Raw genomic sequence first — 17,860 nt, forward strand, 5'->3', positions numbered from 1 at the left:
AGAATTATGAATATTGCTGTAGTTGGTTCTGGTTATGTTGGTTTAGTATCTGGTACTTGTTTCGCAGAAATGGGGAACAAAGTTACTTGTGTAGATATAGATCAGAAGAAAATTCAAAAATTAGAGGAAGGAATCATTCCTATTTTTGAACCAGGTTTAGAACAAATGGTTTTAAAGAATGTAAAAAATAAAAATTTATTTTTTACTACGAAACTAGGAGAAGCTATCAGTGATGCAGAAATTGTTTTTATTGCAGTTGGTACGCCAATGGGAGATGATGGTTCTGCAGATTTACAATATGTTTTAGCTGTTGCTAAATCTATTGGTGAAACCATGCAAAAAAGATTAATAGTTGTTGATAAATCTACAGTGCCAATTGGTACAGCAGACAAAGTAAAAGCTACTATTCAGGCAGAGTTAGATAAAAGAGGATCTGATTTAGAGTTTAGCGTAGTATCTAATCCAGAATTTTTAAAAGAAGGAGCAGCTATCGATGATTTTATGAAACCTGATAGAGTAGTTATCGGTGCAGATTCTGACTATGCTTTTGATTTAATGAAGCAATTGTATTCACCTTTCTTTAGAACGCATGATCGTTTTATAACGATGGATATTCGTTCTGCAGAAATGACAAAATATGCTGCAAACACAATGTTGGCTACAAAAATTTCATTTATGAATGAGATTGCTAATATTTGTGAAAGAGTTGGTGCAGACGCAAACATGGTTCGTATAGGTATTGGTTCAGACAAACGTATTGGGTATAGTTTTATATATCCAGGTGCAGGTTATGGTGGTTCTTGTTTTCCTAAAGATGTAAAAGCGTTAAAGAAAATAGCCGAAGAAAACGGATATAAAGCAAACTTAATAGAATCTGTAGAGAATGTAAATGATGCTCAGAAATTAGTAATTGCCAACAAGATTGTAAAACGTTTTGGAGAAGATTTATCAGGTATGACTTTTGGTTTATGGGGATTGGCTTTTAAACCGGGTACAGATGATATGAGGGAAGCACCAGCAATTTATATTGTTAAAGAATTAGAAAAAAGAGGTGCAAAAGTAAAAGCCTATGATCCTAAAGCAATTGAGGAGTCAAAAGAATTTTACTTAAAAGATGCTAAAAATATAACCTATTGTACTTCTAAATACGAAGTTTTACAAGACTCAGATGCATTAATTTTGTTAACAGAATGGAAAGAATTTAGATCTCCAGATTTTGTAGAAATTAAACAACAATTAAAGAATCCGATTATTTTTGATGGTAGAAATCAATACAATGCCTTTAATTTAGAAGAAAAAGGATTTGAGTATTTTCAAATAGGGAAATAAAAAAAGATGAAAAAAGATACTAAAATTTATATTGCAGGCCATAGAGGTATGGTAGGTTCTGCAGTATGGAGAACTTTAGAAAAAAAAGGATACACCAATTTAATAGGAAAATCTAGTAAAGAACTTGATTTAAAAGATCAAGAAGCAGTTCTTGATTTTTATCATACAGAGAAACCTGAAGTTGTTATTGATGCAGCAGCTAAAGTAGGTGGTATTTTAGCGAATAATAATTTTCCATACCAGTTTTTGATGGAGAATATGCAAATTCAAAATAATTTAATTGATAGCGCATTAAAAGTAGGGATTGAAAAATTTATATTTTTAGGTAGTTCTTGTATTTATCCTAAGTTTGCACCGCAACCATTAAAAGAAGAGTATTTGTTAACGGATTCTTTAGAGCCAACAAATGAATGGTATGCAATTGCTAAAATTACTGGTGTAAAAGCATGTCAGGCAATTAGAAAACAATTTCAAAAAGATTATGTAAGCTTAATGCCTACAAATTTATATGGTACACATGATAATTTCGATTTAAAATCTTCTCATGTGTTACCTGCTATGATACGTAAATTTCATGAGGCAAAAATGAATAATAATTCAGATGTTACCTTGTGGGGAAGCGGAACGCCAATGCGTGAGTTTCTGTTTGTAGACGATATGGCAGAAGCTGTGGTGTATGCTTTAGAAAATGAATTGCCAGAATACCTATACAATATAGGTACTGGTGAAGATTTGACGATTAAAGAATTGGCAGAAACCATTCAAGAAGTAACAGGACATCAAGGAACTATTGTTTGGGATGCTGATAAACCAGACGGAACGCCAAGAAAGTTGATGGATATTTCTAAAATGCACAACTTAGGTTGGAAGCATAAAGTTGATTTAAAACAAGGGATTGAAAAAACCTACACTTGGTTTTTAAAAAATATTGAAAATTTTAAAGAGGTTAAATTGTAAAAGTCGTTTTTCGTCTTTCGTTTGTCGTTCATCGAACAACGAAAATCGATCAACGAACAACGAAAAAAATTATGAATAAAGTAGCATTAATTACAGGGATTACTGGACAAGACGGCTCATATTTAGCTGAGTTATTATTAGAAAAAGGATATATAGTACATGGTATTAAAAGAAGGTCTTCTCTTTTTAATACGAATAGAATTGATCATTTATACCAAGATCCACACGATCCTGATCAAAGATTAAAATTGCATTATGGAGATTTAACAGACGCAATGAATCTTACTCGTATCATTCAAGAATGCCAACCAGATGAAATTTACAATTTAGGGGCAATGTCTCATGTAGCTGTTTCTTTTGATACTCCAGAATATGTAGGTAATGTAGATGGATTAGGAACGTTAAGAATCTTAGAAGCAGTAAGAATTTTAGGATTAGAAAAGAAAACAAGAATTTATCAAGCTTCCACTTCAGAGTTATATGGAGGGATGCCAGAAAATAAAAATGAAAGAGGTTTCTATGATGAGTCTTCTCCATTTTACCCTCGTTCTCCTTATGGAGTAGCAAAAATTTATGGTTTTTGGATTACTAAAAACTATAGAGAAGCCTATAATATGTTTGCTTGTAATGGTATTTTATTTAACCATGAGTCTCCAAGAAGAGGAGAAACTTTTGTAACAAGAAAGATTACACGTGCGGTTGCAAAAATTGCATTAGGCTTACAAGAAAAAGTGTTTTTAGGGAATTTAGAAGCAAAACGTGATTGGGGACATGCGAAAGATTATGTTCGTATGATGTGGATGATTTTACAAGCAGATAAACCAGAAGACTGGGTAATTGCAACAGGTGTTACTACAACTGTAAGAGACTTTGTACGTTTGGCTTTTAGTGAAGTTGGCATAGAAGTAGAATTTAAAGGAGAAGGAGTAGACGAAAAAGCCTATGTTGTAGCTTGTAACCATAAAGATTTTCAAATAGAAATTGGTAAAGAAGTTTTATCTGTAGATCCATCTTACTTCCGTCCAACAGAAGTAGATTTATTAATTGGTGACCCTTCTAAAGCAAAGAACGAATTAGGTTGGGTACCAGAGCACGATTTAGCTTCTTTGGTAAAAGATATGATGCAAGGGGATGTTGCAATCATGAAAAAAGATGTTGTTTTATTAAAAGCGGGGCATGAAATTTTAAAGCAGGCAGAGTAAAATTTAGGATTTGACAAAATTAATCAGTGTATAAAAATGTTGTTCTCCTATTTAAATTTTACTACTATAGCGTTTTTCTGTTTTTACATAAAACTTATAAAGTAAACCTATGTTAAAGTATAAGAAAATAAATTTAGTTTATATTGTAGTTAGTTTATTATTATTTATTTTTTACGGACAACAAATAATTTCGGCAATTAATGTTTCAGATGATTATAATCAACTCTTTTTTAGGGTAATTGTACTTCTTCTATGGATTGTTAATTTAATTTTTATATTCATTAATTTTAAAAGTCTTTTTAGTGCTCAATCAAAGTTAGTTACTCTATTTAAGGTTTTGCTAATACTGATGGCAATAGTATTAATATTTTTACCAGATTCTAAACAATCTACAGGAACAAATATTTTTAGAGGTTTGGCGCTTTTATTGCCCTTCTTAACTTTTTTTGGGTTTTATGCTGTTTTTGTAAAATCCGATTACAAGCAACTATTGCCTAAATTATTTGTACCAATACTTTTATGGTTAGTATATGTATACTATAGTCAATATAATATAATAATAGCTTCTTTAGATGTAGAAAATCAATCATATAATTCTTCATATGTTCCACTTTTTACATTGCCTATAGTTTTATGTTTAAATAAAAAGTGGTTAAGAATTAGTGCTATTGTATTAATAGCAGCTGTTATTTTATCTTCAAATAAAAGAGGTGGGTTTGTAGCTTTTAGTCTTGCCATACTTATTTATTTGTTTGTAACTGGGGTTGTATCTCCTAAAAGGGCTTCTTTACTTAAAAGGGTGTTTATCTCTCTTTTTGTTATATTGAGTGTTTGGAAACTGTATGATTTTATAGAATCCGCTAAAGATAATTTCTTTTTATATAGGTTAGAAAAACTTCAAAATGATGGAGGTTCTGGTAGAGTGGATATTTACATGCAAGTAATAAACGGAATTACAGACTCTAATTTTATTCAATTTCTCTTAGGACATGGAGACAACCAAGTAGTGTATTTAACAAAAGAAGGATATTCGGCTCACAATGATTTTTTAGAAGTAATGTACTGTTATGGTATTTTGGTTTTTTTAACGTATTTAACGCTTCATTATTTACTAATTAAAAAGGCATTAGTGTTATACAAAAGGAAAAACAAGTTTGCTGGACCAATGGCTGTTTCCGTAGTAATATTTTTTATTTTTTCGTTTATTAGTCATGTTATTATTTATCAGTACTTTATATTTTTAGTAGTATTTTGGGCTATGGTACTGGGTACCAATGATAGGGAACAAGTTGATAATAAAAGAAATAGTAGACTAAACAGTCTTTTAAAATAAAATTGTAATTCTCTCTTTAACGATGAAATTAACTGGAAATAAAAGAATTGCTACAAATACGCTAGCCCTATACCTTAAAATGGTATACTCTATTATTGTAGCACTATTTACTACAAGAATTGTACTTTCTGCTCTTGGAGTGGAAGATTATGGAATATACACGTTGGTAGCGGGTGTAATATCATTGTTAACTTTTTTAAATGTCTCTATGGCCATAGCTACCCAAAGGTTTATGTCTATTGCTATGGGGCAAAAAAATATAGATAAATTAAAAGATGTTTTTCAAACAAGTATTACACTACATTTATGGATAGGTGTAATTGTTGTTGTGTCTTTAGAAATTTTTGGTTTCTTTTTGTTTGATGGTATTTTAAATATTGCTGAAGATCGAATTTATTCTGCCAAAATTATTTACCAATTTATGATATTTAGTACTTTTTTTACAATTAATGCAGTGCCTTACGATGCCGCTATTAATGCAAATGAAGACATGTGGGTAGATAGCATTATTGGTTTTGTAGAAACGACTTTAAAATTATTAATAGCTTTTTATTTACTAAGCACCAGTTTTGATAAATTAATAGTTTATTCTTTATTAACCACGGTGGTGTTAATACTTTCGCGTATTGTTAAAAGTGTTTATTGTAAGAGAAAGTACGAAGAATGTAAAAATGCTATACATAGTTTAAAAAGTGGTAATAAAATTGTAATGAAAGAAATGGCAGGCTTTGCAGGTTGGAATACCCTAGGAGCGCTTGTTTTTGTAGGTAGAAATCAATTAATAGCTATTGTATTAAATGTTTTTTATGGTACCGTAATAAATGCAGCTTATGGAGTAGCAAATCAGGTAAACGCACAAATATCTAGTTTTGCAATGACACTTCTTAAAGCTATTAACCCACAAATTACAAAAAGTGAAGGAGAGGGAAATAGAGTACGAATGTTACAAATGGCAGATTACTCTACAAAATTTTCATTTTTCATTTTTTCTTTATTATTAGTTCCATTATTTTTAGAAATGGATTTTATTCTTGGTTTATGGTTAAAAGTTGTGCCTGAGCATACTGTTATTTTTTGTCAATTAATACTAGTGGCGTCATTAATTAAGCAGCTTTCTAATGGAGTCATGTTAAGTGTACAGTCTGTAGGAAAGTTGAAAGTATATACTTTAGTTATAAATTCAATTTATCTATTAAATATTTTGCTAGCAGTACTGTTATTAAACTTTGACTTTGAACCATATTATGTTATTATTAGTATGATAGCAATAGAATTTATTGCACTACTCGCTCGGTCAATTATTGCCAGTAGAATAATTTCTGATTTTAATTTTAAAGTTTTTTTTATAAATATTATTTGTAAACAACTTATTGTTTTTAGTTTAGTTTTATTATTAGCATATTTGCCAAGTTTAAAATTATCAGAATCTTTATTTAGGTTGGTTTCAACCAGTTTAATTTCAACAAGTTCATTATTTGTTTTGTTTTATTTTATCATTCTGAATAAAATAGAAAGAAATAAAATTGAAAATTTATTGAAAAGTAAAATATTAAAGATAAAATAAAATTAGGCATATTCACCATATTATAAAGTACATTTAGTTTAAAAGATATTAAAAATAAAAGAAATGAATATAGGAATACTAACTTATAACGGAGTGTTTAATTTTGGCGCTAATTTACAAGCCATATCAACAGCAAGTCATTTAAAAAAACAAGGTTTTAATCCTATTTTTATTAATTGGTCACCAACAGAATTAGAAGAATTATACGCACATTCTGTATCTGAAGAACAGAAAAATGCACACCGTGTTATGAAGTTAGATTACATGAACGAAAGTGCACTTTGTAGAACAGATGAAGATGTAGTTAATGTAATTGAAAGTAATAATATAGAAGGTATTATAGTAGGTAGTGATGCCGTTTTACAACATTTCGAAATTCCTTTAAAAACTAAAATAAAAGGTTTTATTAAACCCACTTCTATTTATAAAAGATATACAAGAGACCGTATGTTTCCTAATCCTTTTTGGGGTAGTTTTTATAAGAAACTAAAAAAAGAGATACCAATTGTTATAATGTCTGGTTCTTCTCAAAATGCTAATTATAGCATTTTTAACCAAAAAACCATGACAAAGATGACAGCGAATTTAGAGAAATATTCATACATTTCTGTAAGAGATAGTTGGACGAGTAATATGATTGCACATATTACAAAAAATAAAATAAAGCCTGTAGTAACACCAGACCCTGTATTTGGTTTTAATAATAATGTACCAGAAGTATTAGAGAATTCTAGTAAAATTTTGGCAAGATTTAATTTACCAGAAAAATACTTATTAGTTTCATTTAAAAAGAAAATTAAAGGTATAGATGAAGAATGGATGGCTAATTTAGAAAAAGAAGCTAAAGCAAGAGGATATGAACTTTTTGCACTACCATTACCAGAAAAATTAATTTCTTATGGAGTTACAAAATCTATAGATTTACCAATAAACCCAATAGAATGGTATACATTAATTGCAAATAGTGTAGGGTATATTGGTCAAAATATGCATCCAATAGTAGTCTCATTACATAATGCAAACCCTTTCTTTAGTTTCGATTATTATGGTCTTAGCAGTGAAATAGATAAAACAGATTCGTCTAGTAAGATATCTCATATTTTAAAAACTGCAGGTTTTTCTGATTATAGAGTGTCTTCTGTGGGGAAAGAAGTTTCTATTTTACCAAACCAAGTTTTAGACAAAATAGAAAGTTTTGATAAAGAAAAATGTAAAAAATTTAGCGACAAATATTTAAAACAATATTTGGCAATGATGAACGAAATTTTGCCAACTTTTACTAAATAATTATAGGTTTATGAGAATTCTCTATTTTACATATCCTTGGTTTTTAGACTTTTCTATAGAATATATAAAAGAATTAAGTAAAAAGACAGAATTACATGTTATAGTACTTTGTCCGGAAAATAGAAATTCTGCTACAATTTTTAAGCTAGAAGAAAAAGTATCATATCAAAAAAATAAATTTTATAGTTTAAATGATCTTGCAGGGAACTTAAAGAGTATTGATATATATAAAGAGTATACAAAAGATTGTGCTTCTTTTTCTTTTTCTTTTGGGCCAAAAAAATGGTTAAGCACAAGTTCTTTTTCGTATAATTATCAAATTTATAAATATATCCAGAAATTACAAGTAGATATTATTCATTTTGATGATCTAAGTATCGATTTATTGTGGATGTCTTGGTTTATTAGAAATAAAAAGATTCTTGTAAATGTTCATGACCCGATAGCACATACAGGAGAAGTAAATAGACGTAGAAAGATAATAAGAAAGGTGTACTACCCTAAAGTAAATAAGTTTATTACTTTTTCTAAATATTCTGCGCAAGCTTTTTTTGAAAGTTATGGGTATCGCAGCGAAACGTTATCATTAACACCTTATAATTTTTATAAAAGTTACGAAACTAAAAAAACATCTATAGAAAACTATTTCCTTTTTTTTGGTAGAGTGTCTGAATATAAAGGTATTGAAGATTTAATTAAAGCATTTATAGTTTTAAAAGAAAAGTACAATGTAAATTTAATTATAGCAGGTAAAAATGCTTATAACTATGCTATACCAGAAGAGTATTTAAATATAGCAGGTATTACCATTTATAACAAGTTTATAGAAAACGATGAAATGGCATCTTTAATTAAAAACTGTATTGCCGTAGTATGCCCATACAAAGATGCTACGCAAAGTGGCGTTGTAATGACTTCTTTTGCTTTTGAAAAGCAAGTAGTTACTTCTAGAGTAGGTGGGTTGTATGAACCTATTAATGAGCATAACGGAAAAGTATATGATAGAACTAAAGTTGGAGCTTTAGAAAAGGTATTAATAGAGATTTTGGAAGAAGAAAATAAAGAAACAGTTCATGTTGTTAAAGAGTCTAATAAAGCTTTGTATAATGTTGAAAAGTTGAAACTAATTTATGAAATTTTACAAAAATAAATAATAATGAAAACCCTTTATATTTTCACAAAAAAATACCCTTATGGAAAAGCAGAGGCTTTTTTAGAATCTGAAATTATTGAATTAAGTAAGGTTTTTAAAAAGATAGTTGTTTGTCCAGCATTCGAAGATGAATTCTTAAGAAAAACTCCTGATAATGTAGAAATTAATAAAAGTTTTATTTATAGTAAAAAAGAACAAATAATAAGTTTTTTTATTGCTTTAATAAATGGTGTTTTTATTAGAACTTTATGGGATCATTTGAATAAAATAAAATCATTAAGAGATTTTAAAAATATAATACGATATGCCACATACGATGTCTATTATTTAAAAGTATGTGAAAATACAAATATAGATTTTTCAAATAGCATTGTATATTCTTATTGGTTTTGTCATTTTGTAAACTCTTTACAGAGGGTGAAAACCAAGCTTAATTTAGATTTTAAAGTTATAACAAGAGCACACAGATGGGATATTTATGAGGACGAACATGGGATATTTCCTTACCGACAAAAAAGTATAGATAGGTTAGAAGTTTTGTACTCCATATCTAAGGACGGAAAAAAATACTTAGAAGAAAGATATGGTAATACTACTAAAATTAAAATAGCACGTTTAGGTGTGTATGATAGAAATCAATTGTCTAAGAGTTCTAAAGAAAACGAATTAAATGTTATAAGTGTTTCTCAAGTAACTCATAGAAAAAGAATCTTTTTGTTATTAGATTCTTTAGTTTCTTATGCCACTAAGAATAAAAATGTTGTAGTTCGTTGGGTTCATTTTGGTACAGGAGTAGAAATGGAAAACTTAAAAAAAGTTGTAGGTCATTTAAATTTAGATAATTTAAAAATTGATTTAAGAGGTTATGTTTTAAATACAGAAATATACACATTTTATAAAACGAATGCTATAGACGTCTTTGTAAATCTTTCTGAATCGGAGGGAGTTCCTGTTTCTATAATGGAAGCACAGTCTTTTGGTGTACCTGTAATTGCAACAGATGTTGGCGGTACATGTGAAATAGTTAATAGTAGTGTAGGTGTTTTATTAAATAGTGCCCCTACTATTAATGAAGTTTGCAGCGCCATAGAGGTTGTTATTAATAAAGAGTTTAAAAGAACACAGATAAAAGAGTATTGGAACGAAAAATCTAATGCCGAAAAAAAATATCAAGAATTTACAAAAGAATTAATTAAGTTATAAGATATGAAAATTTACTTTTTAGTAGCAACACAGCACGATAATTTAGGGGATTTGTTAATAAATAAAATGTTAATAGACGAAATTAGCAAATATGGAACCGTTTATGTTGACGCTGCAGGTGTACCTGATAGCTTTAAAAAAGAACTTATATCTAAGAACAATGTGAAAGATTTTGAGTTAGAATATGGTGGTTCTTTAAAAAGAATCACTGGGTATAAATTACTTTCTGATGTAAGGTCGGAGTTTGATTTTTATTTTAAAAGTCCAGGTCCCTCAGGTGGTGTGGGGTATGATTATAAGAGCATTATAAGGACGGTAGTATTAGCATACCAGTTTAATTATTTGTCTAAAGGTCAGATGAAATTAAATTTAGTGGGTAATGATATAATAATAAAAACTAAATTAGATAGTTGGTTTCAAAGAAATACAAATAAATGTTTTGAAAACTATTTGGTGAGGTCTAAACAGAATAGAGATGAATTGTTAGATTTGGGATATAAGAATGCTAGATTTATACCAGATGTAGCTTTTTTATATGATCGTAAAAATGGTACTAATGAAAAAAAAGAGAAAGTATGTATTTCTTTTAGAGATTTAAAAAGTGAGAAGTATAAAAATAAAATTATAAGTATTTTAACCGATGCAATCCCTTTCTATAAAGAAAAAGGATTAATTATTGAGTTTTGCTTTCAAGTTGAATCTGATTATGAATTTAATAAGTTTCTGTACGAAAAATTTAAATCCGAAAATGTTTTGTTTAAAGCAAGTTGTTTAAAATATAATGAAATTCCTTATTATAATACTGCTAAATATGTTTTAACAAATCGATTACATGTAATGATATTAGGAATTGTACATCAAGCGATTCCAGTATTAGTATTAAATGATGACCTTAAAACTTCTAAAATTAATAGAATTATATCTGACAATAAATTAGATGTTTTGATTGTAAATACATCCGAAGAAATTAAAGGTATCGATAAAAATTATTCCGATATATTTCTTAATATAGAACAAATTCATTTAAAAAATAATGAATTGGGAGTAAATAAAGTGAAAAGTTTATTTATAGACTAATCAGGATATTTAATAGGTTATTGTTTTTGCAATAATGAGATGTAAATTAGTTGTTCAAGTGGAACTTTTTTACATACAAGTAGTTATTTTATAATTTAGTATTATTGGAAAAAGATATGCGAAAAAAAGTACATAATTTCACGAACATTCCTTCACACTACAGGAGCTTATTGTGGGAAAAGTTACTAAACTCTAATTTTTTTGAGTTTCACTTCTTTTTTGCAATAAAAAATAAGCTGAATATAAAAGAAATTGACTTTAAAAAGGATAGTTTTCAAAAATATTCTGATAGGCTTCATATTATAAAAAATTACTGGTTAAAGAAAAGAATTTTAATTTGGCAAAGTGGGGTTGTTAAAAGTTGTTTAAAAGATAAATTTCATACTGCTATTTTTTTGGGGGAAATTCAAGTTATTTCCACTTGGTTAGCAATGTTAATTTGTAAAATTAGGGGAATACAAGTAGTGTATTGGACACACGGTATTTATGGTAATGAATCTTATCTAAAAAAGAAAATTAGAGTTTTCTTTTATAAAACTGCTGATAAAATATTACTATATGAAAGAAGAGCCAAAAAACTGTTAATTGAGGAAGGCATTAAATCAGAAAAAATGCTAGTAATTTTTAACTCTTTAAATTATGATAAGCATCTTAATATTAGAAAAAAGCTTCAGTCTTTCAATGATTTACAAGCAGAAAGTAAGGAGTTAACTTTTTTTAATATAGATTTACCTTATCTCATTTTTGTAGGTAGGTTAACACGTGTTAAAAAATTAGATCTACTAATAAATGCAATTTTCAATATAAACAAAACAGATAAAAAGTTAAACCTGTTATTAATAGGACAAGGAGACTCAGAAATAACAAGAGAACTAAAAGAATTAGTAAAAGATTTAAACTTAGAAGGCAACGTTCAGTTTTACGGAGCTTGTTATGATGAAGAAAAGTTAGCTAACTTTATTTATAATTCAGAACTTTGTGTCTCTCCTGGAAATGTAGGTTTAACAGCAATACATGCATTAAGTTTTGGTACTCCTGTTTGTACGCATTCTAATTTTTTTAATCAAATGCCAGAAGTAGAAGTAATAGAAGAAGGGGGTACAGGTTGTTTTTTTGAGGAAAATAATATTAAATCATTAGAAAAAGTCATTTTTAATTGGATAAACTCTAATCTTGAAAGAAAAGTAATAAGGAAGGATTGTTATACTGTAATCGATAATCAATACAATCCTTATAATCAGGTTGAAATCATGAAAAAAATATTGAATAAATAGTTATGAAAGTATATATAATAAATTTATTTTTATCAAGACAAGGAGGTGGTATTTTTACTGTACTTAAGGAGTTATATTATTCTAAAGTATCACAAAATTACTTTAATAAAGAATTAACTTTTATAGGATTTGAAGATGAAAACTATCAGGAGGATAGATTAAAATTAAATGGTGAGTCAATCGGCTTCAAAAAAGAAAATGCTTTTTTTTATTCTAAAAAAATTAAAAATTATTTATTTAATAATATTGAAATAGATTCGATAATACATCTTCATTCATTATGGATGTATTCTTCAATTTTATTGTTAAAATTGAATAGAAATAATAGGTTTTATAAAATAATTTCTCCTCATGGAATGTTAGATAAATGGGCATTAAATAATGGTAGTTTTAAAAAGAAAATTACACTTTTATTGTTTGAAAAAAGAAATATTAATTCTGCAAATTGTGTTCATGCGTTGTGTACTCAAGAATATGAGGATATAAGAAAAATTTCAAAAAAAGTACCTATAGCAATTATACCCAATGGTATAAATTTACCATTAAATATAAGTTATAATACCAAATCTGAAAAAAATATTCTTTTCTTGGCTAGATTACACCCTAAAAAAGGGCTAGATAATTTAATTGAAGCTTGGGCAGAAGTTCATTCAAAAAATTGGAATCTTATTATTGTTGGTCCAGATGAAGGTAATTATGAATTAAAAATCAATAAAATTAATAAAAACTTAAATCTAAATCAAAATAAAATAGAATTTATAGGTGGGGCTTTTGGGAAGGATAAGGTAGAATTATATGAAAAAGCATCTTTGTTTATTTTACCATCCTATAGTGAAGGTCTACCCATGACAATATTAGAAGCATGGTCTTATAAAGTCCCTGTATTAATGACTAAAGAGTGTAACTTAGATATTGGTTTCAATGAAAAAGCTGCAATTGAAATAACATCAACTAAAGAAGGTATTTTGAAAGGGTTAAACACCTGTATAAATTTATTAACAGATGAAGAATTAGCTGTTATAGGTAATAATGGGTATGAACTGGTTAAAAAAGAGTTTACTTGGGAAGAAGTTTCCAAGAAAATGATTAAAATGTATGAATGGGTGTCTAATAAAATAGAAAAACCTGACTTTATTCATTTAAATTAAACAAAATGAAAAAAGTTAAACTGTCAAATTATAATAATGATTGGTATAAACCTGGTTCAAAAATTAAGATATTAATTTGGTATTATATAAATATTTTTTTTTTAATAAATCCTTTAAACCCAATATCAAGTTTAAAGATTTTTATTCTTAGGTTATTTGGAGCAAAAATTGGAAATAATGTCGCTATCAAGCAAAGTGTTAACGTAAAATATCCTTGGTTATTAGAAGTGGGTGATAATGTTTGGGTTGGTGAAAATGTTTGGATTGATAATCTAGCTAAAGTGAAAATTGAAGATAATGTTTGTATTTCTCAAGGAGCTATGTTATTATGTGGCAATCATGATTATAAAAAATCTTCTTTTGATTTACTTTTAGGAGAAATAACATTAAAAAAAGGTTCTTGGGTTGGTGCTAAATCTGTGGTGTGTCCAGGGGTCACTTTAAATTCTCATGCTATTCTAGCTGTGGGGTCTATAGCAAATAAAGATTTAGAAGCATATTCAATATATCAAGGAAATCCAGCAATAAAAATTAGAAAAAGAAATATAGTAGAATAGTTTTTATGAAAATATCTATAATTACAGTCTGTTACAATAGTGCTAAAACAATTGAAAAGACTTTTAAATCTGTACAAAGTCAAACTTATAATAATATAGAATATATTGTTGTAGATGGAGGTTCTAAAGACACTACATTAGATATTGTACAAAAATATAAAGAATTAGTATCTCAATCGGTTTCTGAACCAGACAAAGGTTTGTATGATGCCATGAACAAAGGTATTAAAATAGCTACTGGAGATTTAGTAGGTATTTTAAATTCTGATGATATCTTTACAGATGACAATGTGTTAGAAAATATAGCAAATTTTCATCTAGAAAATAAAGAAATAGATGCTTCTGTAGGTAATATTTTACAATTTAATGAAGAAGGAAAAACAGTAAGAAAATATTCTGCTAAAAACTGGGATCCAGAGAAGCTGAAAATTGGTTTTATGCCAGCGCATCCAGCGATATTTTTTAAAAAAGATTTGTTTAAAAAATATGGGCTTTACCATTTAGATTTTACGATTGGTGCAGATTATGAATTAATTACTCGATTTTTCTTACAACATAAGATCACTTGGAAATTTTCTGATATTACAACGACATCTATGTTAATAGGTGGTGTAAGTAGTTCTGGTTTTAGTAGTTATCAATTAATTTCAAAAGAAATTAAAAAAGCATTGACTAGAAACAATATAAAATTTAGTTATTTAAAAGTACAGTTAAGAGGTTTCTGGAAAATAATAGGGTATTTAAATAAAAAGTAATTGATGAACAGTAACTTACATATCATTACAGGAAATAAAGGTTTTGTTGGCCTTAATTTGATAGACTATTTTAAGAGACAGAAAAAAGAAACTGTTGGTGTATCTAGAACACCAAAGAACGAAGAGCTTAGTTATGAAACTTTAAGTTTAAAGCAACTTAACCAAGCTAAGAGTTTTATTCATTTAGCAGGGAAAGCCCACGATTTAAAAAAAACATCTGAAGACAAAGAATATTTTGAAGTAAATACAGAATTGACTAAAACACTTTTCAATCAATTTTTACAAAGTGATTGTGAGGTATTTATATACATGAGTTCTGTAAAAGCTGCTGCAGACGAAGTAGAAGGTCTTTTAACAGAAGAAGTAAAGCCAAACCCAGTTACGGTGTATGGAAAGTCTAAATTAGCCGCAGAAACATATATTTTAGCACAAGAAATTCCTGACAACAAAAGAGTGTATATTTTAAGACCTTGCATGATTCATGGGCCTAATAATAAAGGGAATTTAAATTTATTGTATAGTTTTGTGTCTAAAGGAATTCCGTATCCTTTTGGTAAATATGAAAATGCAAGATCTTTTGTTTCTGTAGAAAATTTATGTTTTATAATTAATGAATTGATAGAGAATACAAGTGTACCATCTGGTATCTATAATGTAGCTGATGATGCTTCTTTATCTACAACGGAATTGGTGCAAACAATTGGCAATGGAATAGGAAAACCTGCAAAAGTTTTAAATATTCCGAAGTTTTTTGTGAATATTCTTGCAAAAATAGGTGATGTATTGCCTTTACCTGTAAATTCTGAAAGATTACAAAAATTGACCGAAAATTATGAAGTTTCTAATTCAAAGATAAAAAAAGCACTTCAAAAAGAATTACCTTTATCAGTAGAAGAAGGAATCAAAAAAACAATAGCATCATTTTAAGTTTATGGAGAAGAATTTAATCGTTTTATGTATATTAATTGTAGCCTCTTTTGTGTATTTAAAGTTGGCTAATAAATTTAATATTGTAGACAAACCTAATGAAAGAAGTTCGCATACGAAAGTAACAATACGTGGAGGGGGAATTATTTTTCCGATTGCAATTTTATTATTCTTCTTTTTGAATGATTTTCAATATCCCTTTTTTGTTTTAGGATTGTTTTTAATTGCTTTCGTTAGTTTTTTAGATGACATCTACACGTTAAGTTCAAGAGTTCGGTTTCCTTTTCAAATAATTGCTATATCCTTAATATTATTTCAAGCAGCGTTCCCTGTTTTTCCATTGTATTATTCAGTACTTTGTTTAGTGTTGGGGGTTGCAGTAATTAATATGTTCAATTTTATGGACGGTATTAATGGTGTTACAGGCATGTATAGTTTGGCTGTATTATCTGGTATGTATTTTATCAACTTAAATGAGGCCATCGTTCATACAGATTTAATTGTATTTTCTGGTTTGTCTCTTCTGGTTTTTGGTTTTTATAATTTCAGAAAAAAAGCACTTTTTTTTGCAGGAGATATTGGGAGTATCGCCATAGGGATGTTGCTCTTTTTTATCGGATTTTTATTTGTTTTAAAATTACAATCTCCAATATTTTTATTGTTAATTTTAGTGTATGGAGTAGATACAGCTCTTACAATGCTATATAGAATTGTCTATACGAAGGAAAGTGTTTTAGATCCTCATAGGCACCATGTGTATCAAAAATTGGTTGATGTATCTAAAATATCACATTTAAAAGTTTCTATGGGGTATGCAGTACTTCAGTTAGTTGTAAATTTCACCATCCTTAAAACATATAAATTAGAGTTGTCAACTCAATTAATAGTATTTTTTGGTGTGATTGTACTTTTTATTATACTTTATATTTTCCTTTTTAGATTGCTTGCTAAAAAAGCAAAAATGAACAATGCAACATAAAATTCCTTTATCTGAGTCTCATATAAATATTGATTTAAAAACTTCTTTTTCATCAATAGATATTGATGTTGTTGCAGAATTTGAAAAATCTTTAGAAAAGTATTATGATTATAAGAAAAGTGTTTTAGCAGTAAATTCTGGAACTTCTGCTATTCATTTGGCGTTAATTTTAAGTGGTGTAGAAAAAGGAGATGAGGTTTTATGTCAATCGTTAACTTATGTTGCTACTATAAACCCAATTATTTACCAAAATGCAACCCCTATTTTTATCGATAGTGAGCAGGATACTTGGAATATGTGTCCTATTCAATTAGAGCGCGCTATAAAAGATAGAATCTTAAAAGGGAAAAAACCAAAGGCAATTGTTGTTGTCCATTTGTATGGTATGCCAGCAAAAATTGATGAAATAGTTGCTATTTCTCGTAAATACAATATCATTTTAATTGAAGATGCTGCCGAAGCTTTGGGTGCAGAGTACAAAGGGAAGAAATGTGGTGCTTTTGGAGATTTTGGAATTCTTTCTTTTAATAATAATAAGATTGTTTCTACTTTAGGAGGCGGAGCATTAATTTGCAATACAGAAATTGAAAAAGAAAAAGCCTTTTTTTATGCCACACAAGCTAAGGAAAATGAAAGGCATTATGAACACAAAGTAATAGGGTATAACTACAGAATGAACTCTTTAGGTGCCCTTATTGGAATTGCCCAACTTAAAAAGCTGAAAACATACCTAAAAAAAAGACGTATCATTAATGATTTTTATAAAGAATCTTTTAAGAACTTTTCAGGAGTATTTTTCTTAAAAGAGCATTCAGCATCAATTGTGTCTAATCATTGGCTGAGCTGTATTCTTTTAGAAGTTGAAGAGGTTGCTGTTACAAAGCATAAACTGTTGGATGTACTTAAGAAAAACAATATTGAAATTCGCTTTTTCTGGAAACCAATGCACTTACAGCCTGTTTTTAAAGAGTATCCGTACTATGGTGGTGAAATTGCAGAAAATTTATTTCAAAAAGGAATCTGCCTTCCATCTGGATCTACTCTCCTAAAAAATGATTTAATCAGAATCTCAGAATGCATTAAGAAATTTTTGTAGATTTGTAAAAAAAAAACTA

Annotated in this window: 16 protein-coding genes; all 16 read left to right on the forward strand. The window is 28.3% G+C overall.

All coding sequences use genetic code 11. The features are described from left to right. The first annotated feature begins 6 nt into the window (after positions 1-6). The gene (locus tag H0I27_RS04615) at positions 7-1,329 is read left to right on the forward strand and encodes a UDP-glucose/GDP-mannose dehydrogenase family protein (RefSeq protein ID WP_218732717.1); all 1,323 of its coding nucleotides are present in this window, start codon (positions 7-9) and stop codon (positions 1,327-1,329) included. 6 nt (positions 1,330-1,335) lie between these two features. Further along, positions 1,336-2,286, forward strand: a complete 951-nt coding sequence (locus H0I27_RS04620; RefSeq protein WP_218732718.1) for a GDP-L-fucose synthase — start codon at positions 1,336-1,338, stop codon at positions 2,284-2,286. A gap of 71 nt (positions 2,287-2,357) precedes the next feature. Beyond that, positions 2,358-3,488 carry a GDP-mannose 4,6-dehydratase gene (gene gmd, locus H0I27_RS04625; protein WP_218732719.1) on the forward strand — a complete coding sequence of 377 codons (1,131 nt, stop codon included), beginning with the start codon at positions 2,358-2,360 and terminating at the stop codon, positions 3,486-3,488. 349 nt (positions 3,489-3,837) lie between these two features. Continuing rightward, the gene (locus tag H0I27_RS04630) at positions 3,838-4,821 is read left to right on the forward strand and encodes an O-antigen ligase (RefSeq protein WP_218732720.1); all 984 of its coding nucleotides are present in this window, start codon (positions 3,838-3,840) and stop codon (positions 4,819-4,821) included. A gap of 22 nt (positions 4,822-4,843) precedes the next feature. Continuing rightward, positions 4,844-6,385 carry a lipopolysaccharide biosynthesis protein gene (locus H0I27_RS04635; RefSeq protein ID WP_218732721.1) on the forward strand — a complete coding sequence of 514 codons (1,542 nt, stop codon included), beginning with the start codon at positions 4,844-4,846 and terminating at the stop codon, positions 6,383-6,385. A 63-nt stretch (positions 6,386-6,448) separates the two neighbouring features. Next, the gene (locus H0I27_RS04640; RefSeq protein ID WP_218732722.1) at positions 6,449-7,672 is read left to right on the forward strand and encodes a polysaccharide pyruvyl transferase family protein; all 1,224 of its coding nucleotides are present in this window, start codon (positions 6,449-6,451) and stop codon (positions 7,670-7,672) included. Positions 7,673-7,682: 10 nt separating this feature from the next. Then, positions 7,683-8,822 (forward strand): glycosyltransferase family 4 protein, encoded by a 1,140-nt coding sequence (locus H0I27_RS04645; RefSeq protein ID WP_218732723.1) that lies wholly within the window; start codon positions 7,683-7,685, stop codon positions 8,820-8,822. A gap of 6 nt (positions 8,823-8,828) precedes the next feature. Next, positions 8,829-10,028: a glycosyltransferase gene (locus H0I27_RS04650; protein WP_218732724.1), complete on the forward strand. Its 1,200-nt coding sequence runs from the start codon at positions 8,829-8,831 to the stop codon at positions 10,026-10,028. A 3-nt stretch (positions 10,029-10,031) separates the two neighbouring features. Continuing rightward, positions 10,032-11,105, forward strand: a complete 1,074-nt coding sequence (locus H0I27_RS04655; protein WP_218732725.1) for a hypothetical protein — start codon at positions 10,032-10,034, stop codon at positions 11,103-11,105. Between the two features lie 395 nt (positions 11,106-11,500). After that, positions 11,501-12,379 (forward strand): glycosyltransferase, encoded by an 879-nt coding sequence (locus tag H0I27_RS04660; protein ID WP_218732726.1) that lies wholly within the window; start codon positions 11,501-11,503, stop codon positions 12,377-12,379. Between the two features lie 2 nt (positions 12,380-12,381). Further along, positions 12,382-13,527 carry a glycosyltransferase gene (locus H0I27_RS04665; RefSeq protein WP_218732727.1) on the forward strand — a complete coding sequence of 382 codons (1,146 nt, stop codon included), beginning with the start codon at positions 12,382-12,384 and terminating at the stop codon, positions 13,525-13,527. A gap of 5 nt (positions 13,528-13,532) precedes the next feature. Next, positions 13,533-14,084 (forward strand): WcaF family extracellular polysaccharide biosynthesis acetyltransferase, encoded by a 552-nt coding sequence (locus tag H0I27_RS04670; RefSeq protein ID WP_218732728.1) that lies wholly within the window; start codon positions 13,533-13,535, stop codon positions 14,082-14,084. Between the two features lie 5 nt (positions 14,085-14,089). After that, entirely contained in the window at positions 14,090-14,839 is a 750-nt protein-coding gene (locus H0I27_RS04675) for a glycosyltransferase family 2 protein (RefSeq protein WP_218732729.1), read from the forward strand. 3 nt (positions 14,840-14,842) lie between these two features. Further along, the gene (locus H0I27_RS04680; protein WP_218732730.1) at positions 14,843-15,766 is read left to right on the forward strand and encodes an NAD-dependent epimerase/dehydratase family protein; all 924 of its coding nucleotides are present in this window, start codon (positions 14,843-14,845) and stop codon (positions 15,764-15,766) included. A 4-nt stretch (positions 15,767-15,770) separates the two neighbouring features. Beyond that, complete coding sequence (locus H0I27_RS04685) at positions 15,771-16,745, forward strand: glycosyltransferase family 4 protein (RefSeq protein WP_218732731.1); 975 nt, start codon at positions 15,771-15,773, stop codon at positions 16,743-16,745. Further along, the gene (locus tag H0I27_RS04690; RefSeq protein ID WP_218732732.1) at positions 16,735-17,841 is read left to right on the forward strand and encodes an aminotransferase class I/II-fold pyridoxal phosphate-dependent enzyme; all 1,107 of its coding nucleotides are present in this window, start codon (positions 16,735-16,737) and stop codon (positions 17,839-17,841) included. Before H0I27_RS04685 ends, H0I27_RS04690 begins: the two co-directional genes overlap by 11 nt. Positions 17,842-17,860: the final 19 nt, after the last annotated feature.

Origin of the sequence: Polaribacter sp. HaHaR_3_91, from assembly GCF_019278525.1 — a bacterium.
GTDB lineage: Bacteria > Bacteroidota > Bacteroidia > Flavobacteriales > Flavobacteriaceae > Polaribacter.

Bases quoted from the DNA above. Each gene is read 5' to 3' on its own strand.
- H0I27_RS04690 (WP_218732732.1), top strand. From the start codon at position 16,735: ATGCAACATAAAATTCCTTTATCTGAGTCTCATATAAATATTGATTTA.
- H0I27_RS04640 (WP_218732722.1), top strand. From the start codon at position 6,449: ATGAATATAGGAATACTAACTTATAACGGAGTGTTTAATTTTGGCGCT.
- gmd (WP_218732719.1), top strand. From the start codon at position 2,358: ATGAATAAAGTAGCATTAATTACAGGGATTACTGGACAAGACGGCTCA.
- H0I27_RS04635 (WP_218732721.1), top strand. From the start codon at position 4,844: ATGAAATTAACTGGAAATAAAAGAATTGCTACAAATACGCTAGCCCTA.
- H0I27_RS04655 (WP_218732725.1), top strand. From the start codon at position 10,032: ATGAAAATTTACTTTTTAGTAGCAACACAGCACGATAATTTAGGGGAT.
- H0I27_RS04665 (WP_218732727.1), top strand. From the start codon at position 12,382: ATGAAAGTATATATAATAAATTTATTTTTATCAAGACAAGGAGGTGGT.
- H0I27_RS04650 (WP_218732724.1), top strand. From the start codon at position 8,829: ATGAAAACCCTTTATATTTTCACAAAAAAATACCCTTATGGAAAAGCA.
- H0I27_RS04615 (WP_218732717.1), top strand. From the start codon at position 7: ATGAATATTGCTGTAGTTGGTTCTGGTTATGTTGGTTTAGTATCTGGT.
- H0I27_RS04680 (WP_218732730.1), top strand. From the start codon at position 14,843: ATGAACAGTAACTTACATATCATTACAGGAAATAAAGGTTTTGTTGGC.
- H0I27_RS04645 (WP_218732723.1), top strand. From the start codon at position 7,683: ATGAGAATTCTCTATTTTACATATCCTTGGTTTTTAGACTTTTCTATA.
- H0I27_RS04630 (WP_218732720.1), top strand. From the start codon at position 3,838: ATGGCAATAGTATTAATATTTTTACCAGATTCTAAACAATCTACAGGA.
- H0I27_RS04675 (WP_218732729.1), top strand. From the start codon at position 14,090: ATGAAAATATCTATAATTACAGTCTGTTACAATAGTGCTAAAACAATT.
- H0I27_RS04685 (WP_218732731.1), top strand. From the start codon at position 15,771: ATGGAGAAGAATTTAATCGTTTTATGTATATTAATTGTAGCCTCTTTT.
- H0I27_RS04670 (WP_218732728.1), top strand. From the start codon at position 13,533: ATGAAAAAAGTTAAACTGTCAAATTATAATAATGATTGGTATAAACCT.
- H0I27_RS04620 (WP_218732718.1), top strand. From the start codon at position 1,336: ATGAAAAAAGATACTAAAATTTATATTGCAGGCCATAGAGGTATGGTA.